The sequence below is a fragment of the Streptomyces sp. NPDC047886 genome (genome assembly GCF_043204435.1).
Classification (GTDB): domain Bacteria; phylum Actinomycetota; class Actinomycetes; order Streptomycetales; family Streptomycetaceae; genus Streptomyces.
The window spans coordinates 163,176-179,826 of record NZ_JBIDCF010000005.1 but is presented as its reverse complement, the minus strand read 5'-3'; the positions used below and the strand labels follow the sequence as shown (position 1 = coordinate 179,826).

At 74.2% G+C, this 16,651-nt stretch carries 16 protein-coding genes and 1 pseudogene; 12 read left to right on the top strand and 5 right to left on the bottom strand.

Annotated features, from left to right (window positions below; translation table 11 throughout):
• Positions 1 to 236: 236 nt before the first annotated feature.
• Together ACGF5U_RS18865 and ACGF5U_RS18860 are read right to left on the bottom strand one after the other, a co-directional pair.
• Positions 237 to 863, bottom strand: coding sequence for a response regulator (locus ACGF5U_RS18865; protein WP_392715552.1), 627 nt, complete (start codon positions 861 to 863; stop codon positions 237 to 239).
• The gene (locus ACGF5U_RS18860) at positions 860 to 2,056 is read right to left on the bottom strand and encodes a sensor histidine kinase (protein ID WP_392715553.1); all 1,197 of its coding nucleotides are present in this window, start codon (positions 2,054 to 2,056) and stop codon (positions 860 to 862) included. Before ACGF5U_RS18860 ends, ACGF5U_RS18865 begins: the two co-directional genes overlap by 4 nt.
• A gap of 112 nt (positions 2,057 to 2,168) precedes the next feature.
• On the opposite strand from ACGF5U_RS18860, the gene ACGF5U_RS18855 reads away from it, so the two are divergent.
• Positions 2,169 to 3,254, top strand: coding sequence for an ABC transporter permease (locus tag ACGF5U_RS18855; protein WP_392715554.1), 1,086 nt, complete (start codon positions 2,169 to 2,171; stop codon positions 3,252 to 3,254).
• Positions 3,251 to 3,931, top strand: a complete 681-nt coding sequence (locus tag ACGF5U_RS18850) for an ABC transporter ATP-binding protein (RefSeq protein WP_392715555.1) — start codon at positions 3,251 to 3,253, stop codon at positions 3,929 to 3,931. Before ACGF5U_RS18855 ends, ACGF5U_RS18850 begins: the two co-directional genes overlap by 4 nt.
• An 86-nt stretch (positions 3,932 to 4,017) precedes the next feature.
• On the opposite strand, the gene ACGF5U_RS18845 is transcribed toward ACGF5U_RS18850, so the two are convergent.
• A complete protein-coding gene (locus ACGF5U_RS18845; RefSeq protein ID WP_392715556.1) occupies positions 4,018 to 4,824 on the bottom strand; it encodes an IclR family transcriptional regulator in 807 nt (268 codons plus the stop codon).
• A gap of 328 nt (positions 4,825 to 5,152) precedes the next feature.
• On the opposite strand from ACGF5U_RS18845, the gene allB reads away from it, so the two are divergent.
• The 4 genes from allB (at position 5,153) to ACGF5U_RS18825 (ending at position 9,639) form a co-directional block, all read left to right on the top strand.
• Positions 5,153 to 6,487 carry an allantoinase AllB gene (gene allB / locus ACGF5U_RS18840; protein WP_392818859.1) on the top strand — a complete coding sequence of 445 codons (1,335 nt, stop codon included), beginning with the start codon at positions 5,153 to 5,155 and terminating at the stop codon, positions 6,485 to 6,487.
• A gap of 4 nt (positions 6,488 to 6,491) precedes the next feature.
• Complete coding sequence (alc, locus tag ACGF5U_RS18835) at positions 6,492 to 7,613, top strand: allantoicase (RefSeq protein ID WP_392715558.1); 1,122 nt, start codon at positions 6,492 to 6,494, stop codon at positions 7,611 to 7,613.
• A 331-nt stretch (positions 7,614 to 7,944) separates the two neighbouring features.
• Positions 7,945 to 8,565, top strand: a complete 621-nt coding sequence (locus tag ACGF5U_RS18830) for a dihydrofolate reductase family protein (protein ID WP_392715559.1) — start codon at positions 7,945 to 7,947, stop codon at positions 8,563 to 8,565.
• Between the two features lie 87 nt (positions 8,566 to 8,652).
• Positions 8,653 to 9,639 carry a DMT family transporter gene (locus ACGF5U_RS18825; RefSeq protein WP_392715560.1) on the top strand — a complete coding sequence of 329 codons (987 nt, stop codon included), beginning with the start codon at positions 8,653 to 8,655 and terminating at the stop codon, positions 9,637 to 9,639.
• A gap of 64 nt (positions 9,640 to 9,703) precedes the next feature.
• Here ACGF5U_RS18825 and ACGF5U_RS18820 read toward each other — a convergent pair whose 3' ends face one another.
• A complete protein-coding gene (locus ACGF5U_RS18820) occupies positions 9,704 to 9,928 on the bottom strand; it encodes a hypothetical protein (protein ID WP_392715561.1) in 225 nt (74 codons plus the stop codon).
• A gap of 157 nt (positions 9,929 to 10,085) precedes the next feature.
• Between ACGF5U_RS18820 and ACGF5U_RS18815 the strand changes: the two genes are divergently transcribed.
• The 4 genes and pseudogenes from ACGF5U_RS18815 to ACGF5U_RS18800 all read left to right on the top strand — a co-directional run.
• Complete coding sequence (locus ACGF5U_RS18815) at positions 10,086 to 11,291, top strand: sensor histidine kinase (protein WP_392715562.1); 1,206 nt, start codon at positions 10,086 to 10,088, stop codon at positions 11,289 to 11,291.
• On the top strand, positions 11,288 to 12,013 hold the full coding sequence (locus tag ACGF5U_RS18810; protein WP_392715563.1) for a response regulator: 726 nt from the start codon (positions 11,288 to 11,290) through the stop codon (positions 12,011 to 12,013). The genes ACGF5U_RS18815 and ACGF5U_RS18810 overlap by 4 nt, the downstream gene beginning before the upstream one ends.
• A gap of 9 nt (positions 12,014 to 12,022) precedes the next feature.
• Positions 12,023 to 13,207: a cytochrome P450 gene (locus ACGF5U_RS18805; RefSeq protein WP_392715564.1), complete on the top strand. Its 1,185-nt coding sequence runs from the start codon at positions 12,023 to 12,025 to the stop codon at positions 13,205 to 13,207.
• A gap of 18 nt (positions 13,208 to 13,225) precedes the next feature.
• Positions 13,226 to 13,462: pseudogene (locus ACGF5U_RS18800) on the top strand (PaaI family thioesterase); the annotation flags it as partial.
• An 81-nt stretch (positions 13,463 to 13,543) separates the two neighbouring features.
• Here the strand turns inward: ACGF5U_RS18800 and ACGF5U_RS18795 are convergent.
• A complete protein-coding gene (locus ACGF5U_RS18795; protein WP_392715565.1) occupies positions 13,544 to 14,551 on the bottom strand; it encodes a Gfo/Idh/MocA family oxidoreductase in 1,008 nt (335 codons plus the stop codon).
• Positions 14,552 to 14,708: 157 nt separating this feature from the next.
• Here ACGF5U_RS18795 and ACGF5U_RS18790 point away from each other — a divergent pair, with 157 nt between their 5' ends.
• Both ACGF5U_RS18790 and ACGF5U_RS18785 read left to right on the top strand, forming a co-directional pair.
• Positions 14,709 to 15,428 carry a GntR family transcriptional regulator gene (locus tag ACGF5U_RS18790; protein ID WP_392715833.1) on the top strand — a complete coding sequence of 240 codons (720 nt, stop codon included), beginning with the start codon at positions 14,709 to 14,711 and terminating at the stop codon, positions 15,426 to 15,428.
• 154 nt (positions 15,429 to 15,582) lie between these two features.
• Positions 15,583 to 16,581, top strand: a complete 999-nt coding sequence (locus ACGF5U_RS18785; RefSeq protein ID WP_392715566.1) for a substrate-binding domain-containing protein — start codon at positions 15,583 to 15,585, stop codon at positions 16,579 to 16,581.
• Positions 16,582 to 16,651 lie beyond the last annotated feature (70 nt).

Genomic DNA, 16,651 nt, shown 5'->3' with positions numbered 1-16,651 from the left:
TCCGCCCCGCCCGCACCCGCCCCGCTCGCACTCGCCGCTGCCGCCCGGGCCAGGTCGTGTCCGGCGGATCACGCTTGGGCCGCGTGCCCTGGCACGCGCATCCGCTGCGGTGTCGTCGGTCGCCGATGCTCCGCAGTGGCTCGCTCCTCCGCCGTGCGTCCGCATCGCACCAGACCCCGCTCACCAGCGGGACAGCGCACCCGGCTCCGATGCCACCATGATCCGCCGGACGCTCGCTAGCGGCGGATCAGGCGGCGGGAGGTCGCCGCGGCGACCGCTGCCGTGCGGGAGTCGACGCCCAGCTTGGCGAAGACGTGCACCAGGTGGGACTTCACCGTCGCCTGGCTGAGGAAGAGCCGCTTGCTGATCTGCTGGTTGGAGAGACCCTCACCGACCAGCTGCAGCACCTCGAGCTCCCGCTTCGTGAGCGCCTCGGCCGGGGTGCGCATCCGGTCCATCAGCCGGTGCGCGACCGCCGGGGCCAGCGCGGACTGCCCGGCCGCCGCCGTGCGGACCGCGGCCGCCAGTTCCTCCGGCGGGGCGTCCTTGAGCAGGTAGCCGCTCGCTCCCGCCTCCACCGCCGCCAGGATGTCGGCGTCCGTGTCGTACGTGGTGAGGACCAGCACCCGTGGCCCGCCCGTACGGGCGGTGATCGCCGCAGTCGCCTCCGAGCCGTGCATCCCGGCACCGAACTGGAGGTCCATCAGCACGACGTCCACGTCTCCGGCGGCGGCCAGCTCGACCGCGCGCTCCGCCGTGGCGGCCTCGGCGACCACCGTGAAGCCGGGTTCGGTGTCGAGGACGGCGCGCAGGCCCGCCCGTACCACCGGGTGGTCGTCGGCGAGGAGCAGGCGGATCGTCATCGGGGTCCCCCCACGGGCGTCGGCAGCGGCAGCGGCAGGGTGACGGCCACGGCCGTGCCCTGGCCCGGCGCGGACTCGACGGCGAACGTGCCGCCCAGCGTCTCGGCGCGGGCGCGCATCGCGGGGAGGCCGAATCCGCCGTCCGACGAACGGGCGCGCGCCGCCGGGTCGAAGCCCTTGCCGTCGTCCACCACGTCCAGCGTGACCGACGCGTCCATGAAGGTGAGGGTGATCTCGGCGCGCCCGGCGCCCGCGTGCCGCACCGTGTTGGCCAGCGCCGACTGGGCGATCCGCAGCAGCGCCACCTCGTACGGCGTGGGCAGCGCGACCGGTGTGCCGCTCACGGAGAACCGGAGCCGCGGGCCGTGTCCGGCGGCAGGCTCGCACAGCCGCTCCAGCGCCGCGGGCAGTGAGCCGTGCTCCAGTCCGGGCGGGGTCAGCGCCCGGACGAACCGCCGGGCCTCCGCCAGGTTGTCCTGCGCCGCCCGCCGCGCCTCCTCGATGTGCCCGGCGGCGGGGGAGCCGTCCGGCAGCGCCCGCTCGGCCGCCCGCAGCAGCAGCTGGATCGACGACAGGCCCTGCGCGAGGGTGTCGTGGATCTCGCGGGCGAGCCGTTCCCGTTCGGCCAGCGTGCCCGAGTGCCGCTCGGCGGCTGCCAGCTCCTCGCGGGTCGAGATCAGCTCCTCGATCAGCCGCCGGCGCCGCTCGCTCTCCCGGTACAGCGCCTGGTAGCCCAGCACCGTGGCCACGGCGACCGCCGCGCCGAGCGGCGGCCCGACGAACACGCCCGGGTTGAGCGGCGCGCCATGGCCGACGTACGCGAGGACCGCGGCGCCCGCCGTCACCGCCACCGCGGGCAGGGCACGGCGTGCGGGCAGCAGGTGCAGGTGCAGGAAGTACAGCGGGAACGCGACCCACAGCCCGTCCGGCGTCAGGGCCAGCAGCACCAGCCAGGCCGCGCACAGCGCGCCCAGCCAGACCGTGGCGGCGGTCTGCGACTCCCGTACCGCCCGCACCAGCGCGCCGGTGCCGTAGACGGCCCCCGTCAGGGCGGCCGCCGCGACGACCCCCGCCGCGCGCGGCCCGCCGTCCGCGACGGCCCGTACCGCCACCAGCGCCAGCAGCCCGGCCGTCAGCAGATGCAGGCAGAGGCGCAGCGCGCGCGGGGCGGGGGTGAGGGAACGTGGATCCATGACCCGTCCAGCGTAGGCGGGGCGCGGGCGGCCGCCCTCAACCGAAAGTTTGATCGCGGGCCCATCCGCGGCGCGATGCCGCGGGGGTCCGCGCGCGGCCAGGCTGGTCGGCATGTTCGTGGCATGGAGAGATCTGGGATTCGCCAAGGGGCGGTTCGCACTGATGAGCACGGTGATCGTGTTGCTCACTCTGCTCGTGGGGCTGCTGTCCGGGCTGACGGCCGGGCTCGCGCGGGAGAACATCTCGGCGATCACCGGGCTGCCCGCCGACCGGCTCGCGTTCGCCGCGCCGCCGTCCGGGCGGGCGGTCGCCTTCACCCGGTCGACGGTGACGGAGGACGCCTGGCGTACCTGGGCCGGGCAGCCGGGGGTCACCGCCGCCGAGCCGGTCGGCATCAGCACCCTCAACGCGAGCGCCGGCGACCGTACGGCGGCCGTCTCGGCGTTCGGCACCGAGCCGGGCGCCGGGATCGCGCCCGGCGGGGCGGCGCTCGGCCCGGGGCGCGCGGTGCTCTCCGATGCGGCCGCCGACGAGCTGGGCGTGGCGGTGGGCGACCGCGTGCGGCTCGGCGGCCGTGACCTGACCGTCGCGGGGGTCGCGGGTGACGCCTCGTACAGCCACACGCCGGTCGTGTGGACGTCCCTGGACGACTGGCAGGGCATCGGACACACCGGGTCGACGCCCGTGGAGCAGGCCACGGTCATCGCGCTGACCGCGGCCGACGGCACCGACTTCACGGCGGGCGACGCGGCCGCCGGGACGGAGAGCCGCACCATCGACGAGGCGCTCACCGCCATAGGGTCCTACCAGGCCGAGAACGGGTCGCTGCAGTTGATGCGCGGCTTCCTCTTCGTCATCTCCGCGCTGGTCACCGGGGCCTTCTTCACGGTGTGGACGATCCAGCGCGGCGGCGACGTGGCGGTGCTGAAGGCGCTGGGCGCCTCCACCCCGTACCTGCTGAAGGACGCCCTGGGGCAGGCGGTGCTGATACTGGCCGGCGGCACGCTGCTCGGGACCGCGCTCGCGGCGGGCATCGGGGTGCTCGTGGACGGCGGCGACGTGCCGTTCGTCCTGGACCCGCTGACCGTTCTCGGCCCGGCCGCCGTGCTGATCGCCCTCGGCGTGCTCGGCGCCGCCCTGTCCATCCGGCGGATCACCGCCGTCGACCCGCTGACCGCGCTGGGGAGTGCCCGATGACCCTGCTCCTGGACGAGGTGACGCTCACCTACCCCGACGGGGACGGGCGGCTGACCGCGCTGGACTCCGTGGGCCTGGAGGTGCCCGCGGGCACCCTGACGGCGGTCGTCGGCCCGTCCGGCTCCGGCAAGTCCAGTCTCCTCGCGGTCGCGGCGACCCTGGTGACCCCGGACCGGGGGCGGGTCGTCGTGGCCGGGGTCGACACCGGCACGCTGGACCGGGCCGGCAAGGCGGCGCTGCGCCGCGACCACGTCGGCATCGTCTTCCAGCAGCCGAACCTGCTGCCGTCGCTGACGGCGGCCGAGCAGCTGCAGGTGATGGCCCATCTCGCGGGCCGGCGCCCGCGCGCGGTACGGGACCGGGTGCGCGAGCTCCTCGACGCGGTCGGCCTCGCCGACCAGGCGGGGCGCAGGCCGCACCAGTTGTCCGGCGGCCAGCGGCAGCGCGTGAACATCGCCCGCGCCCTGATGAACGACCCGGCGGTGCTGCTGGTGGACGAACCGACGAGCGCGCTGGACCACGAGCGGGGCGCGGCGGTCCTGGACCTGCTGGTCACCCTGACCCGTGCGCGCGGCACGGCGACCGTGCTCGTCACGCACGACCGTACGCACCTGGACCGGATGGACCGCACGGTCACCGTCCAGGACGGCAGGCTGTCCTCACCGACGGGGGCCTGAGCGCGACGAACGGCCCCCTCGCGCGGGTGAAGGGCCCCCTCGCGCGGGCGAGGGGGCCCTTCGGGGTGTCCGTGGGCGGGAGAGGGTCAGACCTGCGGCGCGCCGGTGTTGGCCAGGGCGGCCGACAGGTCCTGGGCGACCTCCTGGAGGATCGGGACGATCTTGTCCGTCGCCGCCTCCGTGACCCGGCCCGCGGGTCCCGAGATCGAGATGGCCGCCGCAGTGGGGGAGTCGGGCACCGACACCGCGAGGCAGCGGACCCCTATCTCCTGCTCGTTGTCGTCCACCGCGTACCCGGCCAGCCGCACCTGCTCCAGGGCCTCCAGGAAGCCCTCCGGCGTGGTGATCGTCTTCTCGGTGGCGGCGGGCATGCCGGTACGGGCGAGGAGGGCGCGCACCTCCTCCGGCGGGGTGTGCGCGAGAAGCGCCTTGCCGACGCCTGTCGAGTGGGGCAGCACGCGCCGGCCCACCTCGGTGAACATCCGCATGGAGTGCTTGGAGGGGACCTGGGCGACGTACACGATCTCGTCGCCGTCGAGGAGCGCCATGTTGGCGGTCTCGCCGGTCTCCTCGACCAGGCGCGCGAGGTACGGGCGGGCCCAGGTGCCGAGCAGCCGGGACGCGGACTCGCCGAGCCGGATGAGGCGGGGCCCGAGGGCGTAGCGGCGGTTGGGCTGCTGGCGTACGTACCCGCAGGCGACCAGCGTCCGCATGAGGCGGTGGATGGTGGGCAGCGGCAGGCCGCTGCTGGTGGAGAGCTCGCTGAGCCCGACCTCGCCCCCGGCGTCGGCCATCCGCTCCAGGAGGTCGAAGGCACGCTCAAGGGACTGGACGCCGCCGGTCGCTCCCGCGGGCTTGGCGGCGTCGGTGGTGCTGGCGCTGGACGTCGGCACGTCAACGGTCCTTTCGAGGCGGATGGACAAGGCAGCAGCCTACCGGGCGCCCTGCGTGACCACATCGGGCCCTGGGTCCCGTCCTCGCCGGTCAGGGGCTGTTTGTCCGTGTGTCGACGGGCTCCCTTCCCGCTGTCTTCTGTGCGGAGCTACGTTCTCCTGTGCGGAATTGTACTTCCACTTCATGGAAACCTCTAAGCGGAGGTCCGCGCCTCGGGCTGCTCTTGACGGGGCGCGGCGGGCGGGTGAAGACTCCTTCAACAGTTCGTTGAAGTTCGCCGAAATGGACGGGAATGACCGAAACATCGGGAATGGGGAGAGCGTGGACGTGAACGTGGACCTGGTACTGCGCTCGACGCGCGTCATCACCCCCGACGGGACACGGGCGGCGGCCGTCGCCGTGGCCGACGGCACCATCGCCGCGGTCCTGCCGTACGACGCCGAGGTCCCCGTGGGCGCCCGGCTGGAGGACGTCGGCGACGACGTCGTACTCCCCGGCCTGGTGGACACCCACGTCCATGTGAACGACCCCGGCCGCGCCGAGTGGGAGGGCTTCTGGACCGCGACCCGCGCGGCCGCCGCCGGAGGCATCACCACCCTCATCGACATGCCCCTCAACTCGCTGCCGCCCACCACGACCGTCGAGCACCTGCGGATCAAGCGGGACGTCGCCCGCCCCAAGGCGCACATCGACGTCGGCTTCTGGGGCGGCGCCCTGCCGGACAACGTCAAGGACCTCAGGCCGCTGCACGACGCCGGCGTCTTCGGCTTCAAGTGCTTCCTGTCCCCGTCCGGCGTGGACGAGTTCCCCCAGCTCGACCAGGAGCAGCTGGCCACGTCCCTCGCCGAGATCGCCGGCTTCGGCGGACTGCTGATCGTCCACGCCGAGGACCCGCACCACCTCGACGCCGCGCCGCGGCAGAGCGGCGCCAGGTACGCCGACTTCCTCGCGTCCCGGCCGCGCGACGCCGAGAACACCGCCATCGAGAACCTCATCGCCCAGGCCCGGCGCCTCGACGCCCGGGTACACGTACTCCACCTGTCCTCCAGCGACGCCCTGCCGATGATCGCCGCCGCCCGGCGCGACGGCGTCCAGGTCACCGTCGAGACGTGCCCGCACTTCCTCACCCTCACCGCCGAGGAGATCCCCGACGGCGCGACCGAGTTCAAGTGCTGCCCGCCCATCCGCGAGGCCGCCAACCAGGACGCGCTGTGGGAGGGCCTCGCCGACGGGACGATCGACTGCGTCGTCTCCGACCACTCGCCCTCCACCGCCGACCTCAAGACCCCCGACTTCGCCACCGCCTGGGGCGGCATCTCCTCCCTCCAGCTCGGGCTGCCCGCGATCTGGACCGAGGCCCGCCGCCGCGGCCGGACCCTGGAGGACGTCGCCCGCTGGATGTCCACCGCCCCCGCCGCCCTCGCCGGACTCACCCGCAAGGGCGCCATCGAAGCCGGACGCGACGCCGACTTCGCCGTCCTCGCCCCCGACGAGACGTTCACCGTCGACCCGGCCGCACTGCACCACCGCAACCGGGTCACCGCCTACGCAGGCAAGACCCTGCACGGCGTCGTCCGATCCACCTGGCTGCGCGGCACCCGCATCGCCGACAACGGCACCCTCGCCGAGCCCAGCGGCCGGCTCCTCGAAAGGAACACGTGACACCGTGACCGGCACCTCCGGCATACCCAGCTTCACCGGCGACGCCAGCCCCTACGGAGGCGGCGACCCGTACGCCGACTACCGCACGGCCGACTTCCCGTTCACCGGCCTCGCCGACCTCGCCGACCGGCGGCTCGGAGCGGGCGTCATCGCCGCCAACGACGAGTTCTTCGCCGAGCGCGAGAACCTCCTCAAGCCCGAGCCGGCCGAGTTCGACCCGGAGCACTTCGGCCACAAGGGCAAGATCATGGACGGCTGGGAGACGCGCCGCCGCCGTGGTGCCTCCGCCGAAGCCCCGCACCCGACGGCCGACGACCACGACTGGGCGCTGGTACGCCTCGGCGCGCCCGGAGTCGTCCGCGGCATCGTCGTGGACACCGCCCACTTCCGCGGCAACTACCCGCAGGCCGTGTCCATCGAGGCGACCGCCGTCGCCGGATCACCCTCCCCCGAGCAGCTCCTCGGCCCGGACGTCGTCTGGACGACCCTCGTCCCGCGCACCGCGATCGGCGGCCACGCGGCCAACGGCTTCGCCGTGGACGTGGAGAGGCGGTTCACACATCTGCGCGTCAACCAGCACCCCGACGGCGGCATCGCGCGCCTGCGGGTGTACGGCGAGGTGGCCCCCGACCCCGAGTGGCTGGCCGTGCTCGGCACCTTCGACGTCGCCGCCCTGGAGAACGGCGGCCGCGTCGAGGACGCGTCCGACCGCTTCTACTCGCCGGCGACCAACACCATCCAGCCGGGCCGCTCCCGCAAGATGGACGACGGCTGGGAGACCCGCCGCCGCCGCGACAAGGGCAACGACTGGATCCGCTACGGGCTCGCCGAGCAGTCCGAGATCCGCGCGGTCGAGATCGACACCGCCTACCTCAAGGGCAACAGCGCGGGCTGGGCCGCCCTCTCCGTACGCGACGGCGACGACGCCCCGTGGACCGAGGTCCTGCCCCGCACCCGGCTCCAGCCGGACACCAACCACCGGTTCGTGCTGGCGTCCCCGGCCGTCGGCACCCATGTCCGGATCGACATCTACCCCGACGGCGGCATCTCCCGCCTGAGGCTGTTCGGCTCCCTCACGGAGGACGGCGCCAAGCGCCTGACCACCCGTCACCAGGAGCTGAGCTAGCGGAGGCGTCCGGCGAGATCCGCCGGACACCCTCCTGACTCCCTCCTGACACCGGACCCGGGCGGTCACGACACCTGCCCGTACGCGCGGGGGCGCACCGGCCCGACAGCACCGGTGCGCCCCCGCGCGCTCCCTCGCGTGCCTCGAAGCCCTCGACTCCCGCGACGACCGTCGACCGAGGTCCACGCGGACGGCCGCGCGATTGCTCCGCCGGCGGGAAACCGACGTGAGGTTTCGGCGCGGTGCGGAGCGCCGATGAGTTCCCGGCCCCGGCGAGGTCCGAGCCTGTGACAGCAGAGACAGGACGGACACCCCGGCGAAAGGCCCGGCCATGGCAGAGCTCACCCTCACCGCCTTCCTCACCCTCGACGGCGTCATGCAGGCCCCCGGCGGCCCCGACGAGGACCGCAGCGACGGCTTCGACTACGGCGGCTGGCTCGTCCCGTTCGCGGACGACGACATGGGCCGGTTCATGAACGAGGTCTTCGACCGTGCCGACGGCTTCCTCCTCGGCCGCCGCACGTACGAGATCTTCGCCTCGTACTGGCCCCGGATCACCGACCCGGACGACCCCATCGCGAGCCGCCTCAACAACCTGCCCAAGCACGTCGTCTCCACGACGCTGGACAGGGTCGACTGGGCGGGCTCCGAACTCGTCCGGGGAGACCTCGCCGAAGCGGTGCGCCGGCTGAAGGAGCGGCCCGGCCGGGAGATCCAGGTCCACGGCAGCGCGCGGCTCGCCCAGAGCCTCATCGCGGCCGGTCTGGTCGACGCCTACCACCTGCTCGTCTACCCGGTGTTCCTCGGCAAGGGCCGCAGGCTCTTCCCCGACGGCGGCGTCCCCACCGCCTTCGCGCTCACCGGCCACCGCACCACCGCGAGCGGCGTCAGCATCCAGAGCTACCGCCCCACCGGACCCGCGCGGTTCGGCACCTTCGGGCTCGACCAGTGACCGGCACGCGGGTACGGTGATCGTCGTCCCGCGTGCGAGCCGCCGAAGTCTCCACGGCACCCCGTCCGTTGGAGACCGAGCCCGCCCATGACGTCGAGCACCGCGCCCGCGGCCGCCCCCTCCGCCACCCCGGGAACCGCCACCCCGGGAACCGCCACCCCGAGCACCGCCATCCCGGGGAGCTCCACGCCGAAAGCCCGGCTCACCGACCTGCCCGTGCTGGTCGTCGCGGTCGTCTGGGGCGCCAGCTACCTCGCCGCCAAGGGCATCACCACCACCCACACCGTGGTGGCCGTGCTGGTGCTGCGCTTCGCGGTCGTGCTGCCCGCCCTCGTCGCCGCCGGACGGCGCCGGCTGCGAGCGCTGACCGCCGCCCAGTGGCGCGGCGCCGCCCTGCTCGGGCTGATCCTCAGCGGCATCTTCCTGCTGGAGACGTACGGGGTCGTCCACACCTCAGCGACCAACGCCGGGCTCATCATCAGCCTCACCATGATCTTCACGCCGCTCGCCGAGGCGGCCCTCACCCGGACCAGGCCGTCCCGGTCGTTCCTGACCGCCGCCGGGCTCTCCGTGGCGGGCGTCGTCCTGCTGACCCAGAGCGGCGGCTTCACCACGCCGTCGGGCGGCGACCTGCTGATGCTGCTCGCCGCGCTCGCCAGGACGGCGCACGTCCTCGCCATGGCGCGGATCAGATCCGTACGGGGCGCCGACTCGCTGTCGCTCACCACCGTCCAGCTCGGTGCCGCCGTCGCGGTCTTCGCCGTGCTGGCGGCGGTGCCCGGGACCGGCGCTTCGCCGTGGGCGACGGCCGTCGGCTTCGGGCCCCGCGAGTGGGCCGGGCTGCTGTTCCTCGCCGTCTTCTGCACGCTGATCGCCTTCTTCGTGCAGATGTGGGCGGTGCGCCGCACCTCGCCGTCCCGGGTCAGCCTGCTGCTCGGCACGGAACCGCTGTGGGCGGCCGCCGCGGGTATCGCCATCGGCGGGGAGCGCCTCGGTCCCGCCGGACTCGCGGGCGCCGCGCTGGTCCTGGCGGGCACCGCCTGGGGCCGCCGGGCCGCCGACCCGGCGCACTGATCCGGCGCGGCGCGCGCCCGGGCAGCTCGCCACCGCCGCCCCGGCCTCCGCCCCGGCGGCCGGCTCACCGCGCCCTGCCGTGCTGGTCGGCGATCATCAGCACCGCGAACCCGACCACCGCGATCACCACGTTCGCGAAGATCTCCCGGCCCTGGAGGAACCCCACGTTCTCGGTCAGGAACCGGGTCAGGGCCATGAACCGGAACCAGCCGCCGGTCAGCTCCCGGATCACCCCGCACACGCCCAGGACCAGCAGCAGGAAACCGACGACTTCGAGCAGCTTCTTCATGCCGCGATCGTGCTCGCCGCCCCGGACCTGCCGCGTCGGGCATCGGGATGGCGCCGCGGCCAGGGGGTCGTCCCAAAGTCTCGGACCGTGCGACTTCGGTACCAGGTTCGCCCCCGACGGGCGGCCCCACGCCCCCCACCTGCGTAACTTTGTCGCCATGACGCGTGCCGACTACTCCTGGCTGCTGCCGTCGGACCTGACGGATCCGGCGGCCGGGCGGCGCCGTCGCCGTACCGTACGGGACTGGGGCGTCGACACCGTCGCCTTCGTCCTCGCGGCGCTCGTGGGACTGCTGGCCGCCGAGGCCAGCCGCCGGTACAACGACTCCGGCGCCATCGTCCTCGCCGACCAGCTCGCGGGCGCGGCGGCCTGCCTCGCGCTCTGGCTGCGCCGGCGGTGGCCCGTCGGCGTCGCCCTCGGCGTGTCCATCGCCAGCACGTTCTTCCCCGCCACCGGGGGCGCCGTGCTCGTCGCCCTGTTCGGGGTCGCCGTCCGCGTACCGTTCCGGCGCCTCGCCGTCGTGTGGGCCGTGGCCCTGGTCTGCGGCAGCCTCCAGGCCGTCTTCCGCCCGGACCCCTCCCTCCATCCGGCCGCCGCCCTCGCCCTCGGGTTCGTCCTGCTGCTCCTCGTCGTCGGCTGGGGCATGCTCGTCCGCTCCCGGCGGCGGCTCGTCGCCGCGCTGCGCGAGCGCGCCCGCCGCGCCGAGACCGAGGCGGAACTCCGCGCCCAGCAGGCGCAGCGGGCCGCCCGCGAGGCCATCGCCCGCGAGATGCACGACGTGCTCGCCCACCGCCTCACCCTGCTCAGCGTCCACGCCGGGGCCCTGGAGTTCCGTCCGGGCGCGCCACCCGCCGAGGTGGCCCGCGCGGCCGGGGTCATCCGCGACAGCGCCCACGAGGCGCTCCAGGACCTGCGAGAGATCATCGGCGTCCTGCGCGCGCCCGGCGACCCCGGCGACGGCGACCGGCCGCAGCCCACCCTCGCCACCCTCGACGCGCTGGTCGCCCAGGACCGGCAGGCCGGTATGAAGGTCACCCTCGACAACCGCGTCGGCGACCCGGCGGGCGTCCCCGCCGCCACCGGCCGCACCGTCTACCGCATCGCCCAGGAGGGCCTGACCAACGCCCGCAAGCACGCGCCGGGCACCGACGTCACCGTCACCGTGCGCGGCCGCCCGGCCGAGGGGATCACCGTCGAGGTGCGCAACACCGCCCCCGAGGGCCCCGTCCCGCACGTCCCCGGCTCCGGGCAGGGCCTCATCGGGCTGACCGAGCGGGCCACGCTCGCCGGCGGCCGCCTCGACCACGGACCGCGCCCCGACGGCGGGTTCGCCCTGCGCGCCTGGCTACCGTGGCCCTCATGACGATCCGGCTGCTCATCGTGGACGACGACCCCCTGGTCCGTGCGGGACTCACGCTCATGCTCGGCGGCGCCGACGGCATCGAGATCGTCGGCGAGGCCGCCGACGGCGCCGAGGTGCCCGCACTGGCAGGGCGGCTCGCCCCCGACATCGTCCTCATGGACATCCGGATGCCCGGCGTCGACGGCCTCACCGCCACCGAACGGCTCCGCGCCCGCCCCGACGCCCCCGAGGTCGTCGTCCTCACCACGTTCCACGCCGACGAGCAGGTGCTGCGCGCCCTGCGCGCCGGCGCCGCGGGCTTCCTGCTCAAGGACACCCCGCCCGCCGAGATCGTCGCCTCCGTACGGAAGGTCGCGGCCGGCGAACCGGTGCTCTCCCCGGCCGTCACGCGCCGGCTGATGGACCAGGTGGCGGCCGGCCACGACCGCCGGGAGCACACCCGCAGGGCCGCGGCCGCCGCCCGGCTCGGTGAACTCGGCGAACGCGAGAGGGAGGTGGCCGTCGCGGTGGGCCGGGGCGGCTCCAACGCCGACATCGCCACGAGCCTCTACATGAGCGTGCCCACCGTGAAGACGCACGTCTCCCGGATCCTCGCCAAGCTCGGCCTCAACAACCGCGTGCAGATCGCCCTGTTGGTCCATGACGCGGGGCTGCTGGACCCCGGCGGCGACATCCGGACGACACCCGGGCGAACGACGACACCCCGGGAGGACACCACCTAGGGTGGGGTGATGGCCGTCATCGATCTGGGGGAGTACGGGCCGGACTTCATCGCGGACCCCTACCCCTCTTACGCGAAGCTCCGCGAGAGCGGACCCGTCCATGAGGTGCGCGGCGCGGAGGGAGACGCCTTCTGGCTGATCGTCGGGTACGCGGAGGCACGGGCCGCGCTCGCCGACGCCCGGCTGTCCAAGTCGCCGTCGACGCTCGGCCTGACCATGCTGGACGAGGCGGTCATCGGCCCGAATCTGCTGGTACTCGACCCGCCCGACCACACCCGGCTGCGCAAGCTGGTCGCCCGGGAGTTCACCGCCCGGCGCGTGGAGGCGCTGCGCCCCCGGATCCGGCGCGTCACCGACGACCTCATCGACGCCATGGCACCGGCCGGGCGGGCCGACCTCGTGGACGCCCTCGCCTTCCCGCTGCCCATCACCGTCATCTGCGAACTGCTGGGCGTCCCCGTCGCCGACCGTGACGCCTTCCGCGCCTGGTCCACGGAGATCGTGGCGCCGACCGGCGCCGAGGCCGAACGGGACGCGGTGTACGGGCTCGCCGCCTACCTGGACGGGCTCATCGAGGACAAGCGGTGCGCGGGCCCCGCCGACGACCTGCTCTCCGCGCTGCTGCGCACCCGCGCGGAGGACGGCGACCGGCTGTCCGCCGCCGAACTGCGGGCCATGGCCTATCTGCTGCTGATCGCGGGCCATGAGACGACCGTCAACCTCATCTCCAACGGCGTGCGGGCGCTGCTCACGCACCCGGACCAACTGGCCGCGCTGCGGGCCGACTTCGGACTGCTCGACGGTGCCGTCGAGGAGATGCTCCGGTACGACGGACCGGTGGAGACCAGCACGTTCCGCTTCACCCGCGAGCCGGTCGCCGTCGGCGACACCGTCATCCCGGCGGGCAGCGCCGTGCTCGTCGGCACCGGTGCGGCCGACCACGACCCCGCCCGGTTCCCGGATCCGGAGCGGTTCGACATCCGCCGTGACACCGGCGGCCACCTCGCCTTCGGTCACGGCCTGCACTTCTGCCTGGGCGCACCGCTGGCCCGGCTGGAGGGGCGCATCGCGATCCGTGCCGTGCTGGAACGATTCCCCGCTCTCGCCCTCGACCACGATCCGGGCGAAGGGCCGCTCGCGTGGCTGCCCGGTCTCCTCATGCGCGGCACCCGCCGCCTTCCCGTCCGGTGGTGACCCGTTGACCGAGCACGTACCCGGCCCGCCCGCGCCCGCACTCGATCTCTCCCTGTGTCGGGCCCGGCCGTGCTGACGGCCGGGTTCTCCATCCAGTACCTGCGTCCGGCGGCGGGACGCACGCTGGTCGCCCGGGCCCAGGCGGTCCACGCGGGCCGCCGTCAGGCGGTGGTGCGGTGCGACCTGCTGGCGGTCGGCGACGACGGGACCGAGGCCCTGTGCGCGGTCGTCCAGGGCACGGTCCTGTCGGCCGGGCCGGGTCCCGGCGGCCCCGGCGGTGGTGCGGATCCCGGCGGTCCCGGCGGTCCCGGCCGTGGTGACGGTTCCGGCGGGGCCTCAGGCTCCTGACGGGATCTCGTCCAGCCGGACCGGGCGGCGTTCGCGGCGCGACAGCTCGCACGCCTCGGCGACGCGCAGCGCCTGGAGGGCCTCGCGGCCGTCGCACGGGTTGGCCGCCTCACCGCTCGCCAGGCGCACGAACGCGTCCAGCTCCGCTTCGTACGCGGGCGCGAACCGCTCCAGGAAACCCGTCCAGGGCTTGTCGGCCGGCGGCGGGCCGAGCGGTTCCGTCGAGGTGATCGGGGTGCGGTCGTCCAGGCCCACCGCGAGCTGGTCGCGCTCCCCGGCCAGCTCCATCCGCACGTCGTACCCGGCGCCGTTGCAGCGGGTGGCGGTCGCCGTGGCGAGGGTGCCGTCGTCCAGGGTGAGCAGCGCGGCCGCCGTGTCGACGTCGCCTGCCTCGCGGAACATGGCGGGGCCCGCGTCGGAGCCGGTCGCGTACACCTCGGCCACCTCCCGCCCGGTGACCCAGCGCAGGATGTCGAAGTCATGGACCAGGCAGTCCCGGTAGAGCCCGCCCGAGAGCGGCAGGTACGCGGCGGGCGGCGGCGCCGGGTCGGAGGTGACCGCCCGGACGGTGTGCAGCCGGCCGAGCCGGCCCTCCCGTACCGCGTCGCGGGCCGCCCGGTAGCCGGCGTCGAAGCGGCGCATGAAGCCCAGCTGGAGCTGGACGCCGGCCGCCTCGACCTCGCCGAGGGCGCGCAGCGTTCCGGTCAGGTCGAGGGCGATGGGTTTCTCGCAGAAGGTGGGCAGGCCCGCGCGGGCGGCGCGGGCGATGAGCTCCGCGTGGGCGGCGGTGGCCGAGGCGATCACGACGGCGTCCACGCCCCAGGCGAAGACGTCGTCCACGGTCGGCGCGGCCGTCGCGCCGGTGGCGTCGGCGACGGCGGCCGCCCGCGCCGGGTCGGCGTCGGCGACGACGAGTGCTCCCACCTCCCCGTGGCGGCTGAGTACGCCCGCGTGGAAGGCGCCGATACGTCCCGTTCCGATGAGTCCGATGCGCATGGCCCCCAAGGTGGGCCCGCCCCCGCCACCCTGTCAAGCATTTGTCCTGACAATCGGACGTCACAACTTCCCGTCATCATTTCGTTGCCGATACGCTCAGCCCGTGCCCAAGCAGACCCGAGAAGAGACAGGCCGCGTCGTCCAGCTGCCGCTGAGCGTGGACCGCACCAGCCCGGTCCCGCTGTACTTCCAGCTGTCGCAGCAGCTGGAGGCGGCCATCGAGCGCGGGACGCTCACCCCCGGCAGCCTGCTCGGCAACGAGATCGAGCTCGCGGGCCGGCTCGGCCTGTCCCGGCCCACCGTCCGGCAGGCCATCCAGGCCCTCGTCGACAAGGGCCTGCTCGTCCGACGCAGGGGAGTCGGCACCCAGGTCGTGCACAGCCAGGTGAAGCGCCCGCTGGAGCTGAGCAGCCTCTACGACGACCTGGAGGCGGCCGGACAGCGCCCCGCCACCACGGTCCTCGCCCACCGCGTCGAGCCCGCCACGGCCGTGGTCGCCGCGGCCCTCGCCGTCCCGGAGGGCAGTGACGTGCTGTTCGTGGAGCGGCTGCGCAGCGCCCACGACGAGCCCATGGCCCGGCTGCGCAACCATCTGCCCGTCGGGCTGCTGGACCTGGACGCCGCCCGGCTCGCGGACACGGGCCTGTACCGGCTGATGCGCGGTGCCGGGATCACGCTGCACAGCGCCCGGCAGTCGGTCGGTGCCCGCGCCGCCACCCGCGCGGAGGCGGAGCTGCTCGGTGAGGAGGAGGGCGCGCCGCTGCTCACCATGGAGCGGACGACCTTCGACGACACGGGCCGTCCCGTCGAGTTCGGCGCGCATGTCTACCGGGCCTCGCGGTACGCCTTCGAGTTCCAGCTCCTCGTCCGGCCGTAGGTCGTGTCCGGCCCGGCTCCGCGCGCCGGACGCCCGGTGTGCCCGCGCCTGCCGCGTAAGAATGTTCGGACAAAGTATTGACGGGGTCGTGCCACCGCCGTAGAAACTCACCCAGCCGCAACCGGGCGGCCCGGGGAGACGAGGCGGACCCACCATGCGCACCACCCGCACGGCGGCAGCCCTGCTGACCGCAGCCGTACTGACCGTCACCGCCGCCGGATGCAGCGGCTCCGGCGGCAAGCAGTCCGAGGACCCGCCCAAGGGCGCGACCGGCGGCAGCCCCGCCCCGGGCCAGCGCATGACCATCGCGATGGTCACCCACTCCGGCGAGGGCGACACCTTCTGGGACATCGTCCAGAGCGGCGCCGAGGCGGCCGCCGCCAAGGACGGCGTCGAGTTCCTCTACGCCGCCGACAAGGAGGGCAAGGGGCAGGCCCAGCTGATCGACTCCTACGTCGCCAAGAAGGTCGACGGGCTGATCGTCACCCTCGCCAAGCCCGAGGCCGTCAAGGCGTCCGTCGCCAAGGCCGTCGCCGCGGGCATCCCCGTCGTCACCGTCAACTCCGGCGGCCAGTTCTCCCGGCCCTTCGGGGCGCTCGGCCACATAGGCCAGGACGAGACCGTCGCCGGTGAGGCCGTCGGCGAGGAACTCAACGCGCGCGGCAGGAAGAAGGCCCTGTGCGTCATCCACGAACAGGGCAACGTCTCGCTCGAAGAGCGCTGCGCCGGTGTCGCCAAGACCTTCCAGGGCACCGTCGAGAACCTCAACGTCGAGGGCACCAACATGCCCGCCGCCACCTCCTCCATCGAGGCCAAGCTGCAGAGCGCCGAGGACATCGACGCGGTCGTCACCCTCGGCGCGCCGTTCGCCGCCGCCTCGGTCAAGGCCAAGGCCGGCGCGGGCTCCACAGCCGAGATCGACACCTTCGACCTCAACGCGGCCGTCGTCACCCAGCTCAAGGCCAAGGAGATCGGCTTCGCCGTCGACCAGCAGCCCTACCTCCAGGGCTACCTCGCCGTCGACGGGCTCTGGCTCCACCGCACCAACCGCAATGTCGTCGGCGGCGGAAAGCCCGTCCTGACCGGCCCCGCCCTGGTCACCGAGAAGGACGTGCCGGCGCTGGAGGCGCTGACCGCCCGGGGCACCCGGTGAGGCCGCCCCACCCGATGACCGCCCCGCCCCTGGCCATGACCGATACTTGGCCAGTCGGGATGTGGCGAAA

Bases quoted from the DNA above. Each gene is read 5' to 3' on its own strand.
- ACGF5U_RS18865 (WP_392715552.1), bottom strand. From the start codon at position 863: ATGACGATCCGCCTGCTCCTCGCCGACGACCACCCGGTGGTACGGGCG.
- ACGF5U_RS18860 (WP_392715553.1), bottom strand. From the start codon at position 2,056: ATGGATCCACGTTCCCTCACCCCCGCCCCGCGCGCGCTGCGCCTCTGC.
- ACGF5U_RS18855 (WP_392715554.1), top strand. From the start codon at position 2,169: ATGTTCGTGGCATGGAGAGATCTGGGATTCGCCAAGGGGCGGTTCGCA.
- ACGF5U_RS18850 (WP_392715555.1), top strand. From the start codon at position 3,251: ATGACCCTGCTCCTGGACGAGGTGACGCTCACCTACCCCGACGGGGAC.
- ACGF5U_RS18830 (WP_392715559.1), top strand. From the start codon at position 7,945: ATGGCAGAGCTCACCCTCACCGCCTTCCTCACCCTCGACGGCGTCATG.
- ACGF5U_RS18825 (WP_392715560.1), top strand. From the start codon at position 8,653: ATGACGTCGAGCACCGCGCCCGCGGCCGCCCCCTCCGCCACCCCGGGA.
- ACGF5U_RS18820 (WP_392715561.1), bottom strand. From the start codon at position 9,928: ATGAAGAAGCTGCTCGAAGTCGTCGGTTTCCTGCTGCTGGTCCTGGGC.
- ACGF5U_RS18815 (WP_392715562.1), top strand. From the start codon at position 10,086: ATGACGCGTGCCGACTACTCCTGGCTGCTGCCGTCGGACCTGACGGAT.
- ACGF5U_RS18810 (WP_392715563.1), top strand. From the start codon at position 11,288: ATGACGATCCGGCTGCTCATCGTGGACGACGACCCCCTGGTCCGTGCG.
- ACGF5U_RS18805 (WP_392715564.1), top strand. From the start codon at position 12,023: ATGGCCGTCATCGATCTGGGGGAGTACGGGCCGGACTTCATCGCGGAC.
- ACGF5U_RS18795 (WP_392715565.1), bottom strand. From the start codon at position 14,551: ATGCGCATCGGACTCATCGGAACGGGACGTATCGGCGCCTTCCACGCG.
- ACGF5U_RS18785 (WP_392715566.1), top strand. From the start codon at position 15,583: ATGCGCACCACCCGCACGGCGGCAGCCCTGCTGACCGCAGCCGTACTG.